Origin of the sequence: Rummeliibacillus sp. SL167 (genome assembly GCF_007896505.1) — a bacterium.
Classification (GTDB): Bacteria; Bacillota; Bacilli; order Bacillales_A; family Planococcaceae; genus Rummeliibacillus; species Rummeliibacillus suwonensis.
In genome coordinates, this window is sequence record NZ_VCBM01000005.1 from 21,178 (window position 1) to 44,838 (window position 23,661).

At 38.8% G+C, this 23,661-nt stretch carries 35 protein-coding genes; all 35 read right to left on the bottom strand.

Features of this window, described 5'->3' with window-relative positions; genetic code table 11:
* Window positions 1-352: 352 nt before the first annotated feature.
* Window positions 353-733, bottom strand: coding sequence for a 50S ribosomal protein L17 (gene rplQ, locus FEZ13_RS17055; protein WP_146550573.1), 381 nt, complete (start codon window positions 731-733; stop codon window positions 353-355).
* Window positions 734-785: 52 nt separating this feature from the next.
* Entirely contained in the window at window positions 786-1,730 is a 945-nt protein-coding gene (locus FEZ13_RS17060) for a DNA-directed RNA polymerase subunit alpha (RefSeq protein ID WP_146550572.1), read from the bottom strand.
* 145 nt (window positions 1,731-1,875) lie between these two features.
* Entirely contained in the window at window positions 1,876-2,265 is a 390-nt protein-coding gene (rpsK, locus tag FEZ13_RS17065; protein ID WP_146550571.1) for a 30S ribosomal protein S11, read from the bottom strand.
* Between the two features lie 25 nt (window positions 2,266-2,290).
* Window positions 2,291-2,656: a 30S ribosomal protein S13 gene (gene rpsM / locus FEZ13_RS17070; protein ID WP_146550570.1), complete on the bottom strand. Its 366-nt coding sequence runs from the start codon at window positions 2,654-2,656 to the stop codon at window positions 2,291-2,293.
* A 24-nt stretch (window positions 2,657-2,680) separates the two neighbouring features.
* Window positions 2,681-2,794 carry a 50S ribosomal protein L36 gene (gene rpmJ, locus FEZ13_RS17075; protein ID WP_000868344.1) on the bottom strand — a complete coding sequence of 38 codons (114 nt, stop codon included), beginning with the start codon at window positions 2,792-2,794 and terminating at the stop codon, window positions 2,681-2,683.
* A gap of 37 nt (window positions 2,795-2,831) precedes the next feature.
* Entirely contained in the window at window positions 2,832-3,050 is a 219-nt protein-coding gene (gene infA, locus FEZ13_RS17080; RefSeq protein ID WP_146550569.1) for a translation initiation factor IF-1, read from the bottom strand.
* 430 nt (window positions 3,051-3,480) lie between these two features.
* A complete protein-coding gene (locus FEZ13_RS17085) occupies window positions 3,481-4,134 on the bottom strand; it encodes an adenylate kinase (protein ID WP_146553678.1) in 654 nt (217 codons plus the stop codon).
* A 65-nt stretch (window positions 4,135-4,199) separates the two neighbouring features.
* On the bottom strand, window positions 4,200-5,486 hold the full coding sequence (secY, locus tag FEZ13_RS17090) for a preprotein translocase subunit SecY (protein WP_146550567.1): 1,287 nt from the start codon (window positions 5,484-5,486) through the stop codon (window positions 4,200-4,202).
* Window positions 5,486-5,926 carry a 50S ribosomal protein L15 gene (rplO, locus tag FEZ13_RS17095; protein ID WP_146550566.1) on the bottom strand — a complete coding sequence of 147 codons (441 nt, stop codon included), beginning with the start codon at window positions 5,924-5,926 and terminating at the stop codon, window positions 5,486-5,488. Before rplO ends, secY begins: the two co-directional genes overlap by 1 nt.
* Window positions 5,927-5,958: 32 nt before the next feature.
* A complete protein-coding gene (rpmD, locus tag FEZ13_RS17100) occupies window positions 5,959-6,141 on the bottom strand; it encodes a 50S ribosomal protein L30 (RefSeq protein WP_119415288.1) in 183 nt (60 codons plus the stop codon).
* A 14-nt stretch (window positions 6,142-6,155) separates the two neighbouring features.
* Entirely contained in the window at window positions 6,156-6,659 is a 504-nt protein-coding gene (gene rpsE / locus FEZ13_RS17105; protein ID WP_146550565.1) for a 30S ribosomal protein S5, read from the bottom strand.
* Between the two features lie 21 nt (window positions 6,660-6,680).
* Entirely contained in the window at window positions 6,681-7,040 is a 360-nt protein-coding gene (rplR, locus tag FEZ13_RS17110; protein WP_146550564.1) for a 50S ribosomal protein L18, read from the bottom strand.
* 33 nt (window positions 7,041-7,073) lie between these two features.
* Window positions 7,074-7,613 carry a 50S ribosomal protein L6 gene (rplF, locus tag FEZ13_RS17115; RefSeq protein ID WP_146553679.1) on the bottom strand — a complete coding sequence of 180 codons (540 nt, stop codon included), beginning with the start codon at window positions 7,611-7,613 and terminating at the stop codon, window positions 7,074-7,076.
* A 32-nt stretch (window positions 7,614-7,645) separates the two neighbouring features.
* Window positions 7,646-8,044, bottom strand: a complete 399-nt coding sequence (gene rpsH, locus FEZ13_RS17120; protein WP_146553680.1) for a 30S ribosomal protein S8 — start codon at window positions 8,042-8,044, stop codon at window positions 7,646-7,648.
* A 30-nt stretch (window positions 8,045-8,074) separates the two neighbouring features.
* Window positions 8,075-8,260, bottom strand: coding sequence for a type Z 30S ribosomal protein S14 (locus tag FEZ13_RS17125; protein ID WP_146550562.1), 186 nt, complete (start codon window positions 8,258-8,260; stop codon window positions 8,075-8,077).
* Window positions 8,261-8,277: 17 nt separating this feature from the next.
* Window positions 8,278-8,817: a 50S ribosomal protein L5 gene (gene rplE, locus FEZ13_RS17130; RefSeq protein ID WP_146550561.1), complete on the bottom strand. Its 540-nt coding sequence runs from the start codon at window positions 8,815-8,817 to the stop codon at window positions 8,278-8,280.
* Window positions 8,818-8,843: 26 nt separating this feature from the next.
* The gene (gene rplX, locus FEZ13_RS17135) at window positions 8,844-9,155 is read right to left on the bottom strand and encodes a 50S ribosomal protein L24 (RefSeq protein ID WP_146553681.1); all 312 of its coding nucleotides are present in this window, start codon (window positions 9,153-9,155) and stop codon (window positions 8,844-8,846) included.
* Between the two features lie 35 nt (window positions 9,156-9,190).
* Window positions 9,191-9,559 carry a 50S ribosomal protein L14 gene (rplN, locus tag FEZ13_RS17140; protein WP_146550559.1) on the bottom strand — a complete coding sequence of 123 codons (369 nt, stop codon included), beginning with the start codon at window positions 9,557-9,559 and terminating at the stop codon, window positions 9,191-9,193.
* A gap of 38 nt (window positions 9,560-9,597) precedes the next feature.
* Entirely contained in the window at window positions 9,598-9,861 is a 264-nt protein-coding gene (gene rpsQ / locus FEZ13_RS17145) for a 30S ribosomal protein S17 (protein WP_146550558.1), read from the bottom strand.
* Between the two features lie 20 nt (window positions 9,862-9,881).
* Window positions 9,882-10,082: a 50S ribosomal protein L29 gene (gene rpmC, locus FEZ13_RS17150; RefSeq protein ID WP_146550557.1), complete on the bottom strand. Its 201-nt coding sequence runs from the start codon at window positions 10,080-10,082 to the stop codon at window positions 9,882-9,884.
* Window positions 10,072-10,506 (bottom strand): 50S ribosomal protein L16, encoded by a 435-nt coding sequence (gene rplP / locus FEZ13_RS17155; RefSeq protein WP_146550556.1) that lies wholly within the window; start codon window positions 10,504-10,506, stop codon window positions 10,072-10,074. Before rplP ends, rpmC begins: the two co-directional genes overlap by 11 nt.
* A 1-nt stretch (window position 10,507) precedes the next feature.
* Window positions 10,508-11,164, bottom strand: coding sequence for a 30S ribosomal protein S3 (gene rpsC / locus FEZ13_RS17160; protein WP_146553682.1), 657 nt, complete (start codon window positions 11,162-11,164; stop codon window positions 10,508-10,510).
* Between the two features lie 3 nt (window positions 11,165-11,167).
* A complete protein-coding gene (gene rplV / locus FEZ13_RS17165; protein ID WP_146553683.1) occupies window positions 11,168-11,512 on the bottom strand; it encodes a 50S ribosomal protein L22 in 345 nt (114 codons plus the stop codon).
* A 21-nt stretch (window positions 11,513-11,533) separates the two neighbouring features.
* The gene (rpsS, locus tag FEZ13_RS17170; protein ID WP_102693547.1) at window positions 11,534-11,815 is read right to left on the bottom strand and encodes a 30S ribosomal protein S19; all 282 of its coding nucleotides are present in this window, start codon (window positions 11,813-11,815) and stop codon (window positions 11,534-11,536) included.
* A 60-nt stretch (window positions 11,816-11,875) separates the two neighbouring features.
* The gene (rplB, locus tag FEZ13_RS17175) at window positions 11,876-12,706 is read right to left on the bottom strand and encodes a 50S ribosomal protein L2 (RefSeq protein ID WP_146550553.1); all 831 of its coding nucleotides are present in this window, start codon (window positions 12,704-12,706) and stop codon (window positions 11,876-11,878) included.
* Between the two features lie 41 nt (window positions 12,707-12,747).
* The gene (rplW, locus tag FEZ13_RS17180; protein ID WP_146550552.1) at window positions 12,748-13,026 is read right to left on the bottom strand and encodes a 50S ribosomal protein L23; all 279 of its coding nucleotides are present in this window, start codon (window positions 13,024-13,026) and stop codon (window positions 12,748-12,750) included.
* Window positions 13,026-13,649: a 50S ribosomal protein L4 gene (rplD, locus tag FEZ13_RS17185; RefSeq protein WP_146550551.1), complete on the bottom strand. Its 624-nt coding sequence runs from the start codon at window positions 13,647-13,649 to the stop codon at window positions 13,026-13,028. The genes rplW and rplD overlap by 1 nt, the downstream gene beginning before the upstream one ends.
* A gap of 26 nt (window positions 13,650-13,675) precedes the next feature.
* Complete coding sequence (gene rplC, locus FEZ13_RS17190; RefSeq protein WP_146553684.1) at window positions 13,676-14,305, bottom strand: 50S ribosomal protein L3; 630 nt, start codon at window positions 14,303-14,305, stop codon at window positions 13,676-13,678.
* 45 nt (window positions 14,306-14,350) lie between these two features.
* On the bottom strand, window positions 14,351-14,659 hold the full coding sequence (gene rpsJ / locus FEZ13_RS17195) for a 30S ribosomal protein S10 (RefSeq protein ID WP_119415300.1): 309 nt from the start codon (window positions 14,657-14,659) through the stop codon (window positions 14,351-14,353).
* 407 nt (window positions 14,660-15,066) lie between these two features.
* Window positions 15,067-16,254, bottom strand: a complete 1,188-nt coding sequence (gene tuf / locus FEZ13_RS17200) for an elongation factor Tu (RefSeq protein ID WP_146553685.1) — start codon at window positions 16,252-16,254, stop codon at window positions 15,067-15,069.
* A gap of 147 nt (window positions 16,255-16,401) precedes the next feature.
* Window positions 16,402-18,483 (bottom strand): elongation factor G, encoded by a 2,082-nt coding sequence (gene fusA / locus FEZ13_RS17205; protein WP_146550548.1) that lies wholly within the window; start codon window positions 18,481-18,483, stop codon window positions 16,402-16,404.
* Between the two features lie 42 nt (window positions 18,484-18,525).
* A complete protein-coding gene (rpsG, locus tag FEZ13_RS17210; protein WP_102693540.1) occupies window positions 18,526-18,996 on the bottom strand; it encodes a 30S ribosomal protein S7 in 471 nt (156 codons plus the stop codon).
* Window positions 18,997-19,031: 35 nt separating this feature from the next.
* Window positions 19,032-19,451 carry a 30S ribosomal protein S12 gene (gene rpsL, locus FEZ13_RS17215; protein ID WP_102693539.1) on the bottom strand — a complete coding sequence of 140 codons (420 nt, stop codon included), beginning with the start codon at window positions 19,449-19,451 and terminating at the stop codon, window positions 19,032-19,034.
* A gap of 99 nt (window positions 19,452-19,550) precedes the next feature.
* Complete coding sequence (locus tag FEZ13_RS17220) at window positions 19,551-19,799, bottom strand: ribosomal L7Ae/L30e/S12e/Gadd45 family protein (RefSeq protein WP_146550547.1); 249 nt, start codon at window positions 19,797-19,799, stop codon at window positions 19,551-19,553.
* Window positions 19,800-19,963: 164 nt separating this feature from the next.
* Window positions 19,964-23,566 (bottom strand): DNA-directed RNA polymerase subunit beta', encoded by a 3,603-nt coding sequence (gene rpoC, locus FEZ13_RS17225; RefSeq protein WP_146553686.1) that lies wholly within the window; start codon window positions 23,564-23,566, stop codon window positions 19,964-19,966.
* Window positions 23,567-23,661: the final 95 nt, after the last annotated feature.

The following is a 23,661-nucleotide window of genomic DNA, read 5'->3' on the forward strand; positions in this document are numbered from 1 at the left end:
TTACCTCTCATTGGGTATTCGTGAACCAGTCAGGCTTTTACAGTAGTATATCCCTTATTATCCACTGTTTTACTTTGTCTGGATGTGGGATTTTTACTGCCCGTTAATGCGGGATAAAATAAAAAAGCGCGCACCCCACTCAGAGAAATGCGCTAATTAGATATCTCCCGTTCTAAGGTCGCTCATACCTTAAACGTGAATGAGGTGCGTAGAGCTAAACGAGACAGCACTAATGATGTCCGCTCATCATAACGCTCAGCTTTTCAATTTGTCGTATAAATCTTTATTTTTAAAAAAGAGGGTGTAAGTTCAATTATAGTGAACAAGTACACCCTCCCTCGCATTGTTATAATTAAACTAATTCAATTACAACTACAGGTGCACCGTCACCACGGCGAGATCCTAATTTCATAATGCGAGTATAACCGCCTTGACGGTCAGTGTAGCGTGGTGCTACATCATCAAACAATTTTTGAAGTGCAAAAACTGTTGATTCATTACCTTCAGCATCAGTTGAAGTTGCTACTTCACGACGGATAAATGCAGCAGCTTGACGACGAGCGTGTAAGTCACCGCGTTTACCTAAAGTAATCATTTTTTCAACTACTGAGCGCAATTCTTTCGCACGAGTTTCTGTTGTTTCAATACGCTCGTTAATGATTAGGTCTGTTGCTAAATCACGTAACAAAGCTTTGCGTTGAGAACTTGTACGTCCAAGTTTTCTGTAACCCATGGATGTTTCCCTCCTTTGTTCAATTACTGATCTTACATATTTTTAAAGTCGCTTAGTCTTCTTCTCGTAATCCTAAACCAAGCTCTTCTAACTTCGCTTTTACTTCTTCTAATGATTTACGTCCTAAATTACGAACTTTCATCATATCGTCTTCTGACTTGTTAGCAAGTTCGAGAACCGTATTGATGCCAGCACGTTTTAGACAGTTGTAAGAACGAACAGAAAGATCTAGTTCTTCGATCGTCATCTCTAAAACTTTTTCTTTTTGATCTTCTTCTTTTTCAACCATGATTTCAGCAGTTTTTGCTTCATCTGTTAAACCCACGAAGATATTTAAGTGCTCGGTTAAAATCTTAGCTCCGAGCGAAATCGCCTCTTTTGGACCGATGCTGCCATCTGTCCACACATCAAGTGAAAGTTTATCGTAGTCAGAAGATTGTCCAACACGAGTATTTTCAACAGTGTAGTTGACGCGTGAAACTGGAGTGTAAATAGAGTCGATCGGGATCACGCCGATAGGAAGATCCTCACGTTTGTTTTGATCAGCTGGAGTGTATCCACGTCCACGTTGCGCATACATACGCATACGGAGATGACCATTATTAGCAACAGTTGCAATGTATAGATCTGGATTTAATACTTCTACGTCACTGTCATGCGTAATATCTGCAGCAGTTACAACTCCGTCACCTTTAAAATCAATTTCAATGACTTTTTCTTCGTCAGAGTAAATTTTTAAAGCTAGCTTTTTAATGTTCAAAATAATTGATGCAACATCTTCTACAACGCCTTCAACAGTAGAGAATTCGTGTAGTACGCCGTCAATTTGAATTGAGGTTACAGCAGCTCCTGGTAAAGAAGACAGAAGGATACGACGTAGTGAATTACCCAAAGTAGTTCCATACCCACGTTCAAGTGGTTCTACAACAAACTTGCCGTATTTTAAATCATCGCTGATCTCTACGGTTTCAATCTTTGGTTTTTCAATTTCGATCATTCAATTTACCCTCCTTCAAAACATCGAATATATGGTATTATTTCCATTTAAATCGAATGTCAATCAAATCATTCATTAATCATTCAAACTATATATTCTATTCATGTATAAAAAGTGTACTCAATACATAAGAGAGTTGCAACTATTATACACGACGACGTTTTGGTGGGCGGCAACCATTATGAGGAACTGGTGTTACATCTTTAATAGCTGTAACTTCTAAACCTGCAGCTTGAAGCGCACGGATAGCAGCTTCACGACCTGCACCAGGACCTTTAACAGTTACTTCTAAAGTTTTTAAACCATGTTCTAAAGACGCTTTAGCAGCCGTTTCAGCAGCCATTTGTGCAGCGAATGGTGTAGATTTACGTGAACCTTTGAAACCTAGTGCACCAGCTGAAGACCAAGAAACAGCATTACCTTGCATGTCAGTGATGGTTACAATTGTGTTATTAAATGTAGAACGAATGTGTGCAATACCAGATTCGATATTTTTTTTCACACGACGTTTACGAGCTTGTTGTTTACGTGCCATGTTTAGAATAAACCTCCTTTACCTACTATTTTTTCTTATTAGCTACAGTTTTACGAGGACCTTTACGAGTACGTGCGTTGTTTTTAGAATGTTGTCCGCGTACTGGTAAACCGCGACGATGACGAATACCTCGGTAAGAACCGATTTCCATTAAGCGTTTAATGTTAAGAGAAGTTTCGCGACGTAAGTCACCTTCTACTTTGTATTTGTCAACTTGTTCACGGATTTTGTTTTGTTCGTCTTCTGTTAAATCACGAACACGAGTATCTTCTGAAACACCTGCGTCTGCAAGAATTTGTTTAGCAGTTGTGTTACCGATACCGAAAATGTATGTTAATGAAACTACAACGCGTTTTTCGCGTGGAATGTCAACACCAGCAATACGTGCCATGTATAATTTACACCTCCTTGAAAATTATCCTTGTTTTTGTTTGTGTTTAGGATTTTCACAGATTACCATTACTTTACCGCGTCTGCGAATAACTTTGCATTTTTCACAGATCGGTTTCACAGATGGTCTCACTTTCATCTAACCTAACCTCCTTAGTGGTCCGGAGTGCAAAAGATTATTTAAAACGGTATGTGATACGACCGCGAGTTAAGTCATATGGAGATAACTCAATGGTTACTTTATCCCCAGGTAAAATGCGAATAAAGTGCATACGGATTTTGCCTGATACATGTGCAAGAACTGTATGACCATTTTCTAATTCTACCTTAAACATCGCGTTTGGCAAAGTTTCAATGACTGTGCCTTCGATTTCAATTACATCGTCTTTCGCCATCGACCCTGTCTCCCTTCTATATGCAATTCAAGAACTATCGCCAAATTCGTTCGGAATTTGCTGCAAGTTATGCTACTTCTCAACATATGTTTGGTTTGTATGAGAGATGTTCGAAAGACGCTCATCAGGCTTCGCTTCTCGAACCAAGATATAAGTGCAGGGTTTACCTGATTCTCACACGCTCCCCGGCTACCCTGGATGAGATCCTGTATACCCGCTTACCGTTTACACAGATACTTTTCCACGAAATCCATTATACCCTTTCAGAATAAAGAATGCATCAAGGATATATATGGCATCCACAAGATACAAACTATTCATCAGTGCATAGACCGGGTACAATATGCTTTTGCAGCTCTCGAAAATGAATTTTCGCTATGCTACCGCATACTCCCGCGGTTGCAGACATCTGCGTCCTTAATCTCGGGTATTAATTGCGGTTGCCTTTCAATAGAGCATCAACATCAGCAAATACATCATCTATATCTTGCTGACCATTAATATTCGTTAAAACATTTTTCTTACGATAAAAATCAAGTAATGGTTGAGATTGCTTGATATTTACTTCTAGACGATTCGTAACTGTTTCTGGATTATCGTCTGCTCTTTGATAAAGTTCTCCTCTATCTTTATCACATTTTCCTTCCTCTTTAGGAGGGTTGAAAACTAGATGATAGGAAGAGCCACATACTTTACAGATACGACGACCTGTTAAACGTTTAATCAATTCTTCTTTTTCTACTTCGATGTTAATCACATGTTCTACTTTTTTACCAAGATCCGCTAGAATATTATCTAAAGCCTCAGCTTGAACAGTAGTACGTGGAAAGCCATCCAGTAGGAAGCCTTGATCACAATCAGGTTGGCTTAAACGTTCACGAACAATTCCAATCGTTACTTCATCTGGTACTAAAGCACCTTGATCCATAAACGATTTCGCTTTAAGCCCTAATTCCGTGCCATTTTTAATAGCTGCACGGAACATATCGCCTGTAGAAATATGAGGGATATCGTACTTCTCAACAATTTTGTCTGCTTGGGTACCTTTACCAGCACCAGGCAAACCCATTAAAACGATATTCATACGGACTGCCCCCAATATTAGTATGAAGGTTTTTAGGAACGATTAACGTTCCAAAAAACCAACCTTTATTTCATAAAACCTTTGTAGTGACGTTTTACAAGTTGTGATTCTAATTGTTTCATCGTTTCTAGTGCAACACTGACAACGATCAACAAACTAGTACCACCAATCTGTGCAGAAGATGGTAGATTGGCAATATTGATAAACAAGATTGGAAGAACTGCCACTACTGCCAAGAAAATAGCTCCTACAAATGTTAAGCGATATAAAACAGTTGTTAAATAATCTTGTGTACTTTTACCTGGTCGAATACCTGGAATATAAGCACCTTGTTTCTTCAGATTATCAGAAACTTTTTCTGGATTAACTTGAACAAACGCATAAAAATACGTAAACGCTACAATTAGCGCTACATATAAAATCATCCCAACTGGTTGAGAATAATCAAACGTTCTTTCAATAAATTGTGTTACTTTATTGTCTTCGAAGAAAGTAGCAATTGTTCTCGGTGTTACGAGAAATGCAACAGCAAAGATTACTGGAATAACCCCTGCAGAGTTGACTTTCAATGGAAGATGCGATTGTTGAGCTCCACGTTGAGCACCAGAACCCTTCGCATATTGAATCGGAATTTTACGATTCGCTTGTTGAACATAAATAACTCCGACTACAATGGCAAGAGCTGCTAATGCAATCAAGACAAGCGTAATAATGTTGATGAACAATTGGTCACCAGCATTTTCAAATTGTTGAGCATAAATTTGGTTCACTGTATTAGGTAATGCAGCTACGATCCCAGCGAAGATGACAATGGAAATACCATTTCCAACACCTTTTTCTGTAATCTGTTCGCCTAGCCATAATAAGAATGCTGTACCTGCAGTTAACACGATCGCAATTGTTAAATACGTCATTACTCCTTCTTCTTTAATCAATGAACCGCTGTACATACGGTTAAAACCGTAAGACATAGCGATTGATTGAATAAATGCAAGGAGAATTGCAAAATAACGAGTAAATTGGGCAAGTTTTTTACGACCAACTTCACCTTGTTTTGACCACTCGGTGAACTTTTTGACAACATCCATTTGTAACAGTTGAACAATAATTGATGCCGTAATATAAGGCATAATCCCCATCGCAAAAATAGAGAAGTTTTTAAGTGCTCCACCGCCAAAAGTATTCAAGAAACCAACCAAGCTGTATTGATCCGTTTGTTGTAATACTTCAGCATCTACATTTGGTACTGGAATGAACGACCCTATACGGAAAACCACCAACATCAAAAGGGTGAAAATGATTTTATTTCTTATATCTCTCACGCTCATAAAGTTAGAGATTGTTCGAAACATTAAATCACCTCAATGTTTCCGCCGACATTTTCAATTGCTTCTTTTGCAGATGTAGAGAATTTATGAGCTTTGACTGTAAGCTTTTTATCAAGAGTTCCGTTACCAAGAACTTTAATGCCGGCTTTTTCTTTACCCACAACACCAGTTTCAATAAGTAAAGCTGGTGTAACTTCTGTGCCTTCTTCAAAACGATTTAATGCATCAAGATTTACGATAGCGTATTCCTTGCGATTAATGTTAGTGAATCCGCGTTTTGGTAAACGACGAAAAATTGGGTTTTGACCACCTTCAAATCCAGGGCGTACGCCGCCGCCTGAACGTGATTTTTGACCTTTTTGTCCTCTACCTGAAGTTTTACCATTACCAGTTGCAATACCACGACCAACACGGTTACGTTCTTTGCGTGAACCAGCTGCTGGTTCTAACTCATGAAGTTTCATTAGATGGCACCTCCTTGTATTTAAATTTAAGATTATTTTTCAGTAACTGTTACTAAGTGAGCAACTTTAGTAATCGCACCGCGAATAGCTTCGTTGTCAGCATGTTCAACAGTTTGATGCATTTTACGTAAACCTAGTGCTTCAATTGTTTTACGTTGAGCTGGTTTAGCACCAATTAAACTTTTAGTGAGGGTAATTTCTAGTTTATTTGACATGTTATTTCCCTCCCTTAACCTAATAGTTCTTCTACTGATTTACCACGAAGTTTTGCAACTTCTTCAGCTTGTTTTAATTCAGATAAACCTTTAATAGTTGCACGTACCATGTTGATCGGTGTGTTTGAACCTAAAGATTTAGATAGAATATCAGTAATACCAGCAAGTTCAAGTACGGCACGTACTGGACCACCAGCGATAACACCTGTACCAGGAGCAGCAGGTTTGACCATGATATGACCTGCACCAAAGTTACCAATTACTAAGTGAGGTGTAGTACCACCAACACGTGGAACTTCAATAAGGTTTTTCTTAGCATCTTCTACAGCTTTACGAATAGCATCAGGTACTTCTTGTGCTTTACCAGTACCAAAACCTACATGACCATTACGATCTCCAACTACAACTAATGCAGTAAAGCGGAAACGACGTCCACCTTTTACAACTTTGGCAACACGGTTAATTGTAACAACGCGTTCTTCAAGTTCTAGATTGTTTGCGTCAATATTAAGACCCATGAAAAGTATACCTCCTTCTTATTAAAATTCTAAACCGTTTTCGCGAGCAGCTTCAGCCAAAGCTTTTACACGTCCATGATATAAATAACCACCACGGTCAAATACAACAGCTTTGATATTTTTTTCTGCAGCACGTTTAGCGATTGTTTCACCAATTTTTGTTGCAGCTTCCACATTGCTTGCAGCACCTTCAAAATCTTTATCCATAGTTGAAGCTGAAGCAAGTGTTACGCCTTGAGTATCGTCAATGATTTGAGCGTAAATGTGTTTATTTGAACGGTATACATTTAAACGTGGACGTTGTGTAGTACCTGAAATTTTAGCACGTACGCGAGCATGACGTTTTTTACGAACTTGATTTTTATCTTGTTTCGTAATCACAAAGGTTCACTCCTTTCTAACGCTTAAGCAGCATTATTTACCTGTTTTACCTTCTTTACGGCGAACATATTCGCCTTCATAACGAATCCCTTTACCTTTATATGGTTCTGGCGGACGTACGTCACGAATGTTTGAAGCAAGAGCTCCAACTTTTTCTTTAGAGATACCTTTAACGACTACTTTAGTGTTAGAAGGTACTTCAAATTCTAAATCTTCTTCTGGTGTGAATTCTACTGGGTGAGAGTAACCAACGTTCAATACAAGTTTTTTACCTTGTAATTGAGCACGATAACCAACCCCAACTAATTCTAAAGATTTAGCGAATCCTTCAGAAACACCTGTAACCATGTTAGCAAGTAAAGCACGAGTTGTACCATGAATTGTACGGTGTTCTTTAGATTCAGAAGGACGTGATAAAGTGATCACATTACCTTCTTGTTCGATTTTGATATCTTTGCTAAAAGCACGAACTAATTCGCCTTTTGGTCCTTTTACAGTTGCTACGTTCTCAGCATCAACTGATACAGTAACACCTGCAGGTACCTCGATTGGCTTTTTACCTATACGAGACATTTAATGTTGCACCTCCATTCCTTTGTTGCTAATTACCAAACGTATGCTAGAACTTCGCCGCCAACTTTTTTAGCGCGAGCTTCTTTATCTGTTAATAAACCTTGTGAAGTTGATACTAAAGCGATACCTAGACCGTTCAACACTCTAGGCACTTCATCAGTTTTTGCATAAACACGTAGACCTGGTTTAGAAATACGTTTTAAGCCTGTAATAACACGTTCATTATTTTGACCGTATTTTAAGAAGATACGGATAATACCTTGTTTGTCATCTTCAACATATTCAACGTCACGAACGAAACCTTCACGCTTAAGGATTTCAGCGATTTCTTTTTTAATATTAGAAGCTGGAAGCTCTAATTTTTCGTGACGGACCATGTTCGCATTACGAATGCGTGTAAGCATATCTGCAATTGGATCTGTCATAGTCATTACAATTTACCTCCTTCCCAAATTAGGGGATTACCAGCTGGCTTTTTTAACGCCAGGAATTTGTCCCTTGTAAGCAAGTTCACGGAAACAAATACGGCAAAGTTTAAATTTGCGGTATACAGAGTGTGGACGGCCACAGCGTTCACAACGAGTATATTCTTGAACTTTATACTTTGCACCACGTTGTTGTTTAATGATCATTGATTTTTTAGCCACGTTCTCGCCTCCCTATATTATTTTTGGAATGGCATACCGAATTGTGTTAACAACTCGCGAGCTTCTTCATCTGAGTTCGCAGTAGTAACGATAACGATATCCATACCGCGTACTTTTGAAACTTTATCATAGTCGATTTCAGGGAAGATTAATTGTTCTTTCACTCCAAGAGTATAATTGCCGCGACCATCAAATGCTTTTTTAGAAATCCCATGGAAGTCACGTACACGTGGAAGAGAAATAGAAATTAATTTGTCCAAGAAGTCATACATACGTTCACCACGTAATGTAACTTTTGCACCGATTGGCATGCCTTCACGAAGACGGAAGCCTGCAATTGATTTTTTAGCTTTAGTAACAACTGGTTTTTGACCAGTAATTAGTGTTAATTCTTCAACAGCAGCATCAAGAACTTTTGAGTTTTGAACTGCATCACCGACACCCATGTTGACAACGATTTTTTCAACTTTTGGTACTTGCATTGTTGAAGTATATCCAAATTTACTCATAAGAGCTTTAGAAACTTCATTTTCATATTTTTCTTTTAGGCGGTTCATGTTTGTACCTCCCTTCTCTTTTAAACTTATTTATCGATTACTGCACCTGATTTTTTTGCTACACGAACTTTTTTGCCATCTTCTACTTTATAACCTACGCGAGTCGGCTCGCCAGATTTAGGATCGATTAGCATTACGTTCGAAACGTGAATTGCTGCCTCTTGGCTGACAATCCCACCTTGTGGATTAAGTTGGTTAGGTTTCACATGTTTTTTTACGATGTTAACACCTTCAACTATTACACGGTCTTTTTTAGGAAAAGCAGCTAAAATCACGCCTGTTTTTCCTTTATCTTTACCTGTAATAACCACTACTTTGTCGCCTTTTTTAACATGCATTCTGTCGCACCTCCTTGATTGGCACTGTCATGTAATTAAAGAACTTCCGGAGCTAATGAAACAATTTTCATAAAGTTATTATCACGTAATTCACGTGCTACTGGTCCGAAAATACGTGTTCCGCGTGGTGATTTATCATCACGAATGATTACACATGCGTTTTCATCAAATTTGATATAAGTACCGTCTTTACGACGAACACCGCTTTTCGTACGAACGATAACAGCTTTAACTACTTCGCCCTTCTTGACAACGCCTCCTGGTGTTGCTTTCTTAACTGAACATACAATAACATCACCGATATTAGCTGTTTTACGTCCAGAACCACCAAGTACTTTAATAGTTAGTACTTCTTTTGCACCTGAGTTGTCGGCAACTTTCAAACGAGTTTCTTGTTGAATCACTTAGGTTACCTCCCTTCGGATGTATATTCCGAAATATATTAGATAATAACCGCTTTTTCTACAACTTCAACTAAACGGAAGCGTTTAGTAGCTGATAGCGGACGAGTTTCCATGATGCGTACGATATCTCCAACTTTAGCTACGTTGTTTTCATCATGCGCTTTGAATTTTTTAGAGTATTTTACACGTTTACCATAAAGCGTATGCTTCTTGTAAGTTTCAACTAAAACAGTGATTGTTTTGTCCATTTTGTCAGAAACTACGCGACCTGTGTAAACTTTGCGTTGGTTACGCTCAGTCATGCTTGCAAACCTCCTCTTTATCAGTTATGTGCACTGATTTCTCTTTCGCGAATCACAGTTTTCATTCGCGCAATCGCTTTGCGTACTTCACGAATGCGAGCTGTGTTTTCTAATTGACCAGTCGCCAATTGGAAGCGAAGGTTGAAAAGCTCTTCTTTCAGTGATTTTACTTTTACTTCTATTTCTGCAGTTGTAAGTTCACGGATTTCATTAGCTTTCATTAGATTCACCACCAATTTCTTCACGTTTAACAATCTTACATTTAACAGGTAATTTATGTGCTGCTAAACGAAGTGCTTCACGAGCAACTTCCTCTGAAACGCCACCGATTTCAAACATAACTCTACCTGGTTTTACTACGGCTACCCAACCTTCAGGAGCACCTTTCCCTGAACCCATACGTACTTCAAGAGGCTTTTTAGTGTATGGTTTGTGTGGGAAGATATTAATCCAAACTTGACCGCCACGTTTTGTATAACGAGTCATAGCAATACGTGCAGCTTCAATTTGGCGGTTAGTGATCCAGCTAGCATCTAATGCTTGTAAACCAAATTCCCCAAATGTTACTTTAGTGCCGCCTTTTGATTGACCACGCATTTTGCCACGATGTACACGACGATATTTAACGCGTTTTGGCAATAACATATTATTTGCCTCCTTCCTCAGAGTTCTTCTTAACTGGAAGGACTTCACCACGATAGATCCATACTTTAACACCTAATTTACCATAAGTAGTGTCAGCTTCTGCATGAGCATAATCAATGTCAGCACGAAGAGTATGAAGTGGAACAGTTCCTTCGCTGTAGTGTTCAGCACGAGCGATATCAGCGCCACCTAGACGACCAGATACTTGTGTTTTAATACCTTGAGCACCTGCACGAATTGTGCGTTGGATTGCTTGTTTTTGTGCACGACGGAATGATACACGGTTTTCTAATTGGCGAGCAATATTTTCAGCTACTAATTTAGCGTCAAGATCAGCACGTTTGATTTCAACGATGTTGATGTGAACGCGTTTACCAGTCATTTCGTTAAGGTTTTTACGAAGTGTTTCTACTTCTGTACCGCCTTTACCGATAACCATACCTGGTTTCGCTGTGCTAATTGTAATGTTGATTTTATTTGCAGCACGTTCGATTTCAACTTTAGAAACCGATGCTTCTTTTAAACGAGTTTCAATGAATTTACGAACTTTAATGTCTTCGTGAAGTAATGTAGCATAGTCTTTTTCAGCGTACCATCTAGATTCCCAATCACGAATGACACCGATACGTAATCCTATTGGATGTACTTTTTGTCCCACGTATTATCCCTCCTTCTTCTCAGATACCACGATTGTAATGTGGCTTGTACGTTTGTTAATAGCGCTTGCACGCCCTTGAGCACGTGGACGGAAACGTTTTAACGTTGGACCTTCGTCAACGAACGCTTCTGAAATTACTAAGTTATTAACATCTAAATCATAATTATGTTCAGCGTTTGCAACTGCAGATTTTAGTACTTTTTCTACTACAGGAGATGCTGTTCTTGGAGTATGACGTAAAATTGCAACCGCTTCGCCAACTTGCTTGCCTCGGATTAAATCAACTACTAAGCGGACTTTACGAGGAGCAATTCGAACTGTGCGAGCAATAGCTTTGGCTTCTTGCATCAGGATTTACCTCCTCTCAAATTAGCGTACTGAAGTTTTCTTATCATCTGCACCATGTCCTTTGAAAGTACGTGTTGGTGCAAATTCGCCTAGTTTATGACCTACCATATCTTCAGTCACGTATACAGGCACGTGTTTACGTCCATCATATACAGCGATTGTTAAACCGATGAAATTCGGGAAGATTGTAGAGCGGCGAGACCAAGTTTTAATCACTTGTTTTTTTTCTGAATCTTGTTGAGCTTCTACTTTTTTCATTAAGTGTTCATCAACAAAAGGTCCTTTTTTCAAGCTACGACCCATTTTGGAACCTCCCTCCGTGATCCTACCACGGCTCTCTTGTTGAACCGTAGTCTAATCACATTATTTTTTGCGACGACGAATGATAAGTTTGTCGGATTTGTTTCTCTTATTACGAGTTTTGTAACCAAGTGCTGGTTTACCCCAAGGAGTCATTGGTGATTTACGTCCTACAGGAGCTTTACCTTCACCACCACCATGTGGGTGATCGTTAGGGTTCATAACAGAACCACGAACAGTTGGGCGTTTACCTAACCAACGAGTACGTCCAGCTTTACCAAGGTGAATAAGTTCATGTTGTTCATTACCAACTTCACCGATAGTAGCACGACATGTACCTAGGATCATACGAACTTCGCCAGATTGAAGACGAACGATTACATATTTACCTTCTTTACCTAAAACTTGAGCAGATGTACCAGCAGAACGTACTAGTTGACCACCTTTGCCAGGTTTTAATTCAATATTATGGATTGTTGTACCCATTGGGATGTTTGATAATGGTAGAGCGTTCCCTACTTTAATATCAACTTCTTGACCAGATACAATTGTCATTCCAACTTCTAGACCTTTTGGTGCTAGAATATAACGTTTTTCACCATCAGCATAGTTGATTAATGCGATGTTAGCAGATCGGTTTGGATCATATTCGATAGTAGCAACGCGTCCTGGAATGTCATCTTTTACACGTTTAAAATCAATGACACGATATTGACGCTTGTGACCACCACCATTATGACGAACAGTGATTTTACCTTGGTTATTACGACCAGCTTTGCTTTTTGTAGATTCTAACAAAGATCTTTCAGGTTTGTTAGTAGTAATCTCAGCAAAGTCAGATGATGTCATATTACGACGACCATTTGAGGTAGGCTTATACTTTTTAATCGCCATTTGTGTTCCCTCCTTCTTTATTGTTCATATTGAACGATCAATTACTTTTCAAATAATTCGATTTCGCCTTCAGATAATTTTACAATTGCTTTACGACGTTTGTTTGTGTAACCACCAAAGCGTCCAACGCGTTTGTATTTACCTTTGTAGTTCATAATGTTAACTTTTTCAACTTTAACGCCAAAAATTTCTTCAACAGCGTCTTTCACTTCTGTTTTGTTGGCACGAGTGTCAACTTCAAAAGTATATTTGTTTTCTGCCATTAGTTCTGAAGAACGCTCAGTAATGACAGGACGTTTTAATACTTCACGTGCTTCCATTAACCAAGCACCTCCTCAACTTTTTGTACAGCTGCTTGAGTGAATACAACTTTATCATGACCTACAAGATCAAGAACGTTGATTCCAGCAGCAGTTAGAACTGTTACACCTGGGATGTTACGAGCAGATAATGCTACATTTTCATCAAGATCAGCAGTTACAAATAATGCTTTAGATTCAATAGAAAGATCAGTAAGAACTTTCACGAATTCTTTCGTTTTTGGTGCTTCTAATTTAAGAGCATCTAAAACTACGAAATTTGTTTCAGCAACTTTAGAAGATAGTGCTGATTTAAGAGCTAAGCGACGAACTTTTTTAGGAAGTTTATAGCTGTAGCTACGAGGTGTAGGACCGAATACAGTACCACCGCCACGCCATTGTGGAGAACGGATAGAGCCTTGGCGAGCACGACCTGTACCTTTTTGACGCCATGGTTTACGGCCACCACCAGCAACTTCTGAACGGTTTTTAACTTTATGTGTACCTTGACGTAGTGAAGCGCGTTGGGCGATTACAGCGTCAAATAATACTGATTGATTTGGTTCAATTCCAAAGATTGCATCGTTTAAATCGATTTCACCTACAGAAGAACCTGTTTGACTAAGTACGTTAACTTTTGTCATTCCTGTTTCCTCCTTTCTTCGAAAAATTAGTTAGATTTAATAGCAGTTTTAACTGTCACTAATGCTTTACGAGAACCAGGAACATTACCTTTAATAAGTAGCAAATTACGTTCAGCATCAATTTTAACAATTGTTAAGTTTTGAATTGTTACTGTGTTGCCACCCATTTGACCAGGTAATCTTTTTTGTTTAAATACGCGGTTTGGAGCAACTGGTCCCATTGAACCAGGACGACGGTGATAGCGAGAACCATGAGCCATCGGTCCACGAGATTGTCCGTGGCGTTTGATAACACCTTGGAAACCTTTACCTTTCGTAACACCTGTTACATCTACTACATCGCCTTCTGCGAAAATTTCAACTTTGACTTCTTGACCAACTTCGTACTCAGCTAAGTTTACATCGCGAATTTCGCGGATGAAGCGCTTAGGAGTAGTGTTTGCTTTAGCTACATGCCCCTTTTCAGGTTTATTTGAAAGGTTTTCACGTTTATCATCGAAACCGATTTGGATTGCTTCGTAGCCGTCTGTTTCTACTGTTTTCTTTTGAAGTACTACGTTTGGAGCAGCTTCAATAACAGTTACAGGGATCAAATCACCATTCTCAGCAAAAACTTGCGTCATACCGATTTTTCTACCTAAGATTCCTTTGGTCATTCGTCACACCTCCTGTGGATTTTATCATTTTATTTTACTTTACCATTATAGTTTGATTTCAATATCAACGCCTGATGGTAAATCTAATTTCATTAACGCATCAACAGTTTGTGGTGTTGGGTTAACGATATCGATTAGACGTTTATGAGTACGCATTTCAAATTGTTCACGAGAATCTTTATATTTGTGAACCGCACGAAGAATAGTGTAAACAGATTTTTCAGTTGGAAGTGGTATCGGACCTGATACACTTGCACCTGAGCGTTTAGCAGTTTCCACAATTTTTTCAGCGGATTGATCGAGAATCTTGTGATCATATGCTTTTAAACGAATACGAATCTTTTGTTTTGCCATTATTTTCCCTCCTTTTCGCCTATTTCCTAGACATTCTCCACGGAAATTTCCCACACACTCGCCATGGCAATGCGGCCGGGTGTGCCGGCAACCTCCCGCTTCATCGCAGTCAAAGACCAACATTTATCATTATACACATATCATTATGAATAAGCAAGGAATTTCACTATATTCTTTTCAATGTTGGAGATTTTCTTGACTCTTCTTTAATGCTCTGTTTTCACGTTTCTCAGTATATTAAATATTGTTGATTTTGACAATGATTTTATATTCTTTTTTTGACGTACATTTTTTGAAAATCTTCTGAAAAATTATTGATGGAATAACTTATTTTGAACATACAAAAAGCCATCCCGTGTGCACTCGGGATGACTTTATAAAAAATAATGATCGATTGTTATCTAAAATTATTTTTCGATAGCTGATACGACACCTGAACCTACTGTACGGCCACCTTCGCGGATTGAGAAACGTGTACCTTCTTCAATAGCGATTGGGTGAATCAATTCGATATTCATTTTAGTGTTATCGCCAGGCATTACCATTTCAGTACCTTCTGGTAAAGTGATAACACCAGTTACGTCAGTTGTACGGAAATAGAATTGTGGGCGGTAGTTAGAGAAGAATGGAGTATGACGGCCACCTTCTTCTTTTGATAATACATAAACTTCAGCTGTAAATTTAGTATGTGGAGTGATTGAACCTGGTTTAGCTAATACTTGTCCACGTTGAATGTCTTCACGAGCAACACCACGTAATAAAGCACCGATGTTATCGCCTGCTTCAGCATAGTCTAATAATTTACGGAACATTTCAACACCAGTTACAGTTGTTTGTTTAGTTTCTTCTGAAATACCTACGATTTCAACTACGTCACCAACTTTTAATTGACCGCGTTCTACACGACCAGTAGCAACTGTACCACGACCAGTAATAGAGAATACGTCTTCAACTGGCATCATGAATGGTTTATCAGTTTGACGTTCTGGAGTTGGGATGTATTCGTCAACAGCGTCCATCAATTCAACGATTTTTTCTTCCCATTTTGGATCTCCTTCAAGAGCTTTAAGAGCAGAACCTTTGATGACTGGAACATCATCGCCAGGGAAACCATATTCAGATAATAGGTCACGTACTTCCATTTCAACTAATTCTAGTAATTCTTCATCGTCTACCATATCACATTTGTTTAAGAATACTACAATGTATGGTACACCAACGTTGCGTGATAAAAGAATATGTTCACGAGTTTGTGGCATTGGACCATCAGCAGCAGATACTACTAGGATCGCACCATCCATTTGAGCAGCACCAGTGATCATGTTTTTAACATAGTCAGCATGTCCTGGGCAGTCAACGTGAGCATAGTGACGTTTTTCAGTTTCATATTCAATGTGAGAAGTATTGATAGTGATACCGCGTTCTTTTTCTTCAGGAGCGTTATCGATTTGATCGTAAGATTTAGCTTCTCCACCTAATTTTTTAGAAAGAACTGTAGCGATTGCAGCAGTTAAAGTAGTTTTACCATGGTCAACGTGTCCAATTGTACCAATATTACAATGTGTTTTAGAACGATCGAATTTTTCTTTAGCCATTTTAAAATTGCCTCCTCAGTGTTTTAAGTTTTGATTTATAGCTTATGCACCTTCAAGAAATAGAGGCCTACTTCTTAAAGATGACATAGCTTACATGTTATTTATACTTGATAAGTAGGTAAAATTCAATCAAAAAATGATGGAATCTTATTCACCTTTGTTTTGTTTAATGATTTCTTCACTAATAGATTTTGGAACTTCTTCATAATGGTCAAACACCATTGAGAAAGTACCGCGACCTTGTGTAGCTGAACGTAAAGTTGTTGCATAACCAAACATTTCAGCAAGTGGAACCATTGCACGAACAACTTGAGCATTACCACGAGCTTCCATACCTTCTACGCGACCACGGCGAGAAGTGATGTTACCCATAATATCACCAAGATATTCTTCTGGCATTACAACTTCTACTTTCATAACTGGTTCTAATAGAACTGGGTTACATTTAGAAACTGCATTTTTAACTGCTAGTGAAGCAGCCACTTTAAATGCCATTTCATTTGAATCGACATCATGGTAAGAACCGTCGAATAATTTTGCTTTTACGTCGATTACAGGGAATCCGGCAAGTACACCATTTTGTAAAGCGTCTTTAAGACCTGCTTCTACAGCTGGCACATATTCACGAGGAACTACCCCACCAACGATTCCATTTTCAAACTCGAAGCCTTTACCTGTTTCGTTTGGTTCAAACTCGATCCAGACGTGACCATATTGACCACGACCACCAGATTGACGTACGAATTTACCTTCAACTTGGGCACCAGTACGGAATGTTTCACGATAGGATACTTGTGGAGCGCCTACGTTAGCTTCAACTTTGAATTCACGTTTCATACGGTCAACGATGATATCTAAGTGAAGTTCACCCATACCAGAGATAATGGTTTGACCAGTTTCAGTATCCGTATGTGCACGGAAAGTAGGGTCTTCTTCTTGTAATTTTTGTAAAGCTTGCCCCATTTTATCTTGGTCAGCTTTTGATTTTGGTTCTACAGATAAAGAAATAACTGGTTCTGGGAATTCCATAGATTCAAGAATAACTAAATTATTTTCATCACATAGAGTGTCACCAGTAGTAGTTGCTTTTAAGCCGACAGCAGCAGCAATATCTCCTGCGTATACTTTGTCGATTTCTTCACGGTGGTTAGCATGCATTTGTAGGATACGACCTACACGTTCACGTTTACCTTTTGTAGAGTTTTGTACGTATGAACCTGATTCAAGAACACCAGAGTACACACGGAAGAAAGTTAATTTACCAACATAAGGGTCAGTCATAACTTTGAATGCTAATGCAGCAAAAGGTTCTTCATCTGAAGAATGACGTACGATTTCTTCGTCACCGTCCACTGAAGTACCTTTGATAGAAGCTACGTCAGTTGGAGCTGGTAGATAATCGATTACAGCATCTAACATTAATTGAACACCTTTGTTTTTGAATGCAGTACCACAAGTTACAGGGAAGAATTCTACTGATAAAGTAGCTTTACGAATAGCAGCTTTTAATTCTTCTTTTGTAATTTCTTCACCAGAGAAGTATTTTTCCATCAAATCTTCGTCTAGTTCAGCAACCGCTTCAATTAACTTTTCATGATATTCTTGTGCTTGCGCTTTGTATTCTTCTGGAATTTCACCAATTTCAGCGTGAGAACCATCATCGCCTTCTTTGTAGAATGTTGTATTCATTTCTACAAGGTCGATGATTGCGTGGAATTCATCTTCAGCACCAATTGGTAATTGGATTGGGTGAGCATTGGCTTCTAAACGTTCATGCAAAGTTTTTACAGAATATAAGAAGTCGGCACCGATTTTATCCATTTTGTTAACAAATACGATACGTGGTACGCCGTATGTTGTAGCTTGACGCCATACAGTTTCAGTTTGTGGTTCTACACCTGATTGTGCATCAAGTACAGTAACAGCACCATCAAGTACGCGAAGAGAACGTTCAACTTCAACAGTGAAGTCTACGTGTCCTGGTGTGTCGATGATGTTAACTCGGTGACCTTTCCATTGAGCTGTTGTAGCAGCAGAAGTGATTGTAATACCACGTTCTTGTTCTTGCTCCATCCAGTCCATTTGAGAAGCACCTTCATGAGTTTCACCAATTTTGTGAATCTTACCAGTGTAATAAAGGATACGCTCAGTTGTTGTTGTTTTACCAGCATCAATATGAGCCATGATTCCTATATTACGAGTTTTCTCAAGAGAGAACTCTCTAGCCATGCTGTCTTTCTCCTTCCATAATGGATTAAGATTAAATTGCGATTACCAACGGTAGTGAGCGAACGCTTTGTTTGCTTCTGCCATTTTGTGCATATCTTCGCGTTTTTTAACGGATGCACCAGTATTGTTAGAAGCATCTAGGATTTCGTTAGCTAAACGTTCTTCCATCGTTTTTTCACCACGAAGACGAGAATAATTTACTAGGTAACGAAGACCAAGTGTTGTACGACGTTCTGGACGTACTTCTACTGGTACTTGATAGTTAGCACCACCTACACGGCGAGCACGAACTTCAAGAACTGGCATCACATTGTTTAATGCAGCATCGAATACTTCTAGTGGATCTTTACCTGAGCGTTCTTTGACTAATTCAAAAGCTCCGTATAAGATTTTTTGAGAAGTACCTCTTTTACCATCTACCATCATTTTATTGATTAAACGAGTTACTAGTTTTGAATTATAAATTGGGTCTGGTAACACGTCACGTTTGGAAACAGGACCTTTACGAGGCATTTGTTTTCCTCCTTTCAGTTAAAAACTTTTTTTCATTATTTTTTTTCTTTTGGTTTTTTAGCACCATATAAAGAACGAGATTGCATACGACCGTTTACAGCAGCAGTATCCAATGCACCACGTACAACGTGATAACGTACCCCTGGTAAGTCTTTTACACGACCACCACGAATAAGAACAACACTGTGTTCTTGTAGGTTATGACCTTCACCAGGAATGTAAGCATTCACTTCGATTTGGTTTGTTAAACGCACACGAGCATATTTACGTAATGCTGAGTTTGGTTTTTTAGGAGTCATTGTACCAACACGTGTACAAACACCGCGTTTTTGTGGTGAGTTAACATCAGTCAATGATTTTGCAAAGCTGTTATAGCTTTTGTTCAATGCTGGTGATTTTGATTTTTTACTTTTGGATTGGCGAGGCTTACGTACTAATTGGTTAATTGTAGGCATCGATTTTTCCTCCCTTCATCATAATTCTTAAATCCACACATCCAGGTGGTTCATTTTAAGGCAAAAAACAAAGCCTTTGCGTAATCATCGCAAAAACTGTTATTCAGCGATCGCACAAACTGCGGCATCTACATGAATTCCGCAGGCTCTACCGAGTTCTCTTTTCGAGTCTACTAATACGACGGGAATGCCCTTATTTTGTGCTAATTGCACTGCGCGCTTGGTCATTCGAACGTCTGCATCTAGAGCAACGAAAACTTCAGTAACATGACCAGTCTGTAATGCTTTAACTGTTTGTTTCATACCAACGATTGTTTTGGTAGCCTGTTTGACTTTTTCATAAGACATTTGCATATCCTCCGAAATGATAGACAATCAACTATCAACCTGAAATATAATATCATTCATATTGACCATTGTCAATAATTTTATTCAGTGCTTAAAGTCAATAAATGATTTGAGAAAAATTTTTTCAAGGAGAAGTGATTAGCTTCTCCTTGAAAGTTTAACTACTACTCAGCAGCAAGTGTTTCTTCGGTTTTTTCTTCTTTAGGTTCTGCAATTTTAATTTGACGATAACGTTGCATACCTGTACCAGCTGGAACAAGTTTACCTAAGATAACATTTTCTTTAAGTCCAAGTAATTCATCACGTTTACCTTTAATTGCAGCGTCTGTTAGGACACGTGTTGTTTCTTGGAATGATGCAGCAGATAAGAATGATTCTGTTTCAAGTGAAGCTTTTGTAATACCAAGGATAACCGGACGACATGTTGCAGGGATCTTCCCTTCCTGTACGGCTTCAGCATTTGCTTCAGAGAACTGATGGATATCTAGTAAAGTACCTGGAAGTAATTCTGTTTCACCAGCTTCGATAACACGCACTTTACGAAGCATTTGACGAACCATTACTTCGACGTGCTTATCGCCAATTTCAACCCCTTGCATACGATATACTTTTTGAACTTCTTTTAACAAGTATTCTTCTACAGTTGAAACATCTGTTACTTTCAATAATTCTTTAGGGTCAATAGAACCTTCTGTAAGAATTTGACCATGTTTTACTTCATCGTTTACTTGTACTTTTAAACGTGCATTGTAAGGAGCCAAATATTTACGAGTTTCTACTGCACCTGTAACTGTAATTTCTTTTTGACCTTCGCGAACTTCATCAATTTCAGATACAACCCCAGCAATTTCTGTGATGACAGCTTGCCCTTTAGGGTTACGTGATTCGAAAATTTCTTGAATACGTGGAAGACCTTGAGTGATATCGGCACCTGCCACACCACCTTGGTGGAATGTACGCATGGTTAGTTGTGTACCTGGTTCACCGATAGATTGAGCAGCAATGATACCAACTGCTTCACCCACTTCAACTTTGTCACCAGTTGCTAAGTTCATACCATAACATTTTTTACATACACCATGTTTTGTATTACATGTAAATGCAGAGCGGATGGTTACTTCTTCGATACCAGCTTCAGCGATTTGACGAGCCAATTCTGGTGTGATCAATTCATCTCTAGCCACAATTACCTCATTCGTTTCTGGATGGCGAATGGTTTTCTTAGCATAACGACCAGTAACACGTTCTTCTAATGTTTCGATGATTTCTGTTCCTTCTTTTAAAGAAGTAATAGTCAAACCACGGTCAGTACCACAATCATCTTCACGAACAATAACATCTTGCGCAACATCCACTAAGCGACGAGTAAGATAACCTGAATCGGCTGTTTTAAGGGCTGTATCGGCAAGACCTTTACGGGCACCATGAGTAGAGATAAAGTATTCCAATACCGTTAAACCTTCACGGAATGAAGATTTGATTGGAAGTTCGATAATACGACCAGCTGGGTTAGCCATCAGACCACGCATACCAGCAAGTTGAGTGAAGTTAGATGCGTTACCACGGGCACCAGAGTCACTCATCATAAAGATTGGGTTATCCGCAGGAAGTGAGTCCATCAATTTAGATTGGATTTCATCTTTTGCAGCACTCCAGAATGAAATAACACGATCATATCGTTCTTCTTCCGTAATTAAACCACGACGGAATTGCTTCATTACTTTATCTACTTGTTCTTGTGCATGATGCAAAATTTCTTGTTTACCAGGTAATACGATGATATCTGAAATACCAATTGAAATACCGGCTTTAGTAGAATAGTGGAAACCAAGATCTTTTAGACGGTCAAGCATTTTAGATGTTTCAGTAATATGATAACGAGCAAATACTTCAGCAATGATTTTACCTAGATATTTTTTCGTAAATGGTTTAATAATTTCTTGAGCAGCTATGTGTTTTTTCACATTAGTTGTAGTCGGAACAAAGTATTTATCTGGTGTTCCATTTTGTAAGTTTGCAGTTGTTGGTTCATTGATATATGGGAAAGTATCGTCAAGTATTTCATTGAAAATAACTTTACCGACCGTTGTAATCAATAACTTTTGATTTTGTTCTTCAGTAAATGTTTTGTTGTTCAAAGAAGAAGCTTTGATCGCGATCCGAGAATGCAAATGTACCTCGTGATTTTGATAAGCAATATTTAATTCCTCTGGTCCGAAGAAAATTGTACCTTCCCCAACAGCACCTTGGCGTTCAAGTGTTAAATAATAGTTACCTAATACCATATCTTGAGAAGGTGTTACAACTGGTTTACCGTCTTTAGGGTTCAAAATATTTTGTGCTGCAAGCATTAATAAACGTGCTTCCGCTTGTGCTTCCGCTGATAATGGAACGTGAACTGCCATTTGGTCACCATCGAAGTCGGCATTATATGCTGTACATACTAATGGGTGAAGGCGAATTGCTTTTCCTTCCACTAAAGTTGGTTCAAACGCTTGGATACCAAGTCTGTGAAGAGTCGGTGCACGGTTTAGTAATACAGGGTGTTCTTTAATGATATCTTCAAGGACATCCCATACTTCTGGATGCATACGTTCAATTTTACGTTTTGCTGATTTAATGTTGTGCGCTAAACCGCGTTCAACAAGTTCTTTCATCACGAAAGGTTTAAACAACTCGATTGCCATACCTTTTGGAAGACCACATTGGTACATTTTCAAATATGGACCTACTACGATAACAGAACGACCGGAATAGTCAACACGTTTACCAAGTAAGTTTTGACGGAAACGACCTTGTTTCCCTTTTAACATATGTGAAAGAGATTTTAATGGACGATTACCAGGGCCAGTAACTGGTCGGCCACGACGTCCATTATCGATTAAAGCATCTACTGCTTCTTGAAGCATACGTTTTTCATTTTGAACAATGATTCCAGGTGCTCCAAGATCAAGAAGGCGTTTTAAACGATTGTTACGGTTAATGACACGACGATACAAATCATTTAAATCGGATGTTGCAAAACGGCCACCATCTAGTTGCACCATTGGGCGTAATTCTGGAGGAATTACAGGTAGTACATCTAAAATCATCCATTCAGGGCGATTACCTGAGTGGTGGAATGATTCAACAACTTCTAATCGTTTAATAGCACGAGTACGACGTTGACCTTGAGCAGTTTTCAGTTCCTCTTTAAGAGCTTCTGATTCTTTATCAAGATCAATTTCTTGAAGTAATTGTTTGATTGCTTCTGCACCCATTGCTGCTTCAAAAGTATTACCATATTTTTCACGATATGCACGGTATTCTTTTTCTGTAAGCAATTGTTTTTTCTCAAGCGGGGTATCTGCTGGATCAATTACTACATAGGAAGCAAAGTAGATTACTTCTTCAAGTGCACGAGGTGACATATCTAAAATCAGCCCCATACGACTTGGAATACCTTTAAAGTACCAAATATGTGAAACTGGAGCAGCTAATTCAATATGGCCCATACGTTCACGACGCACTTTTGCACGTGTTACTTCTACACCACAACGGTCACAAACTACGCCTTTATAGCGTACACGTTTGTATTTACCACAATGACATTCCCAGTCCTTTGTAGGTCCGAAAATGCGTTCGCAGAACAAACCGTCTTTTTCTGGTTTAAGTGTACGATAGTTAATAGTTTCTGGTTTTTTGACTTCTCCATAAGACCATGAGCGAATTTTATCAGGTGAAGCTAAACCGATTTTCATATACTCAAAATTATTAACGTCTATCAAGGAGCCTACCTCCCTTTATTATGAAGTCTTAAATGACTTTTCTTAGCTCGACGACTGATTTATTGATAAAACAGGAAGGAGGACAGCCCATAAAT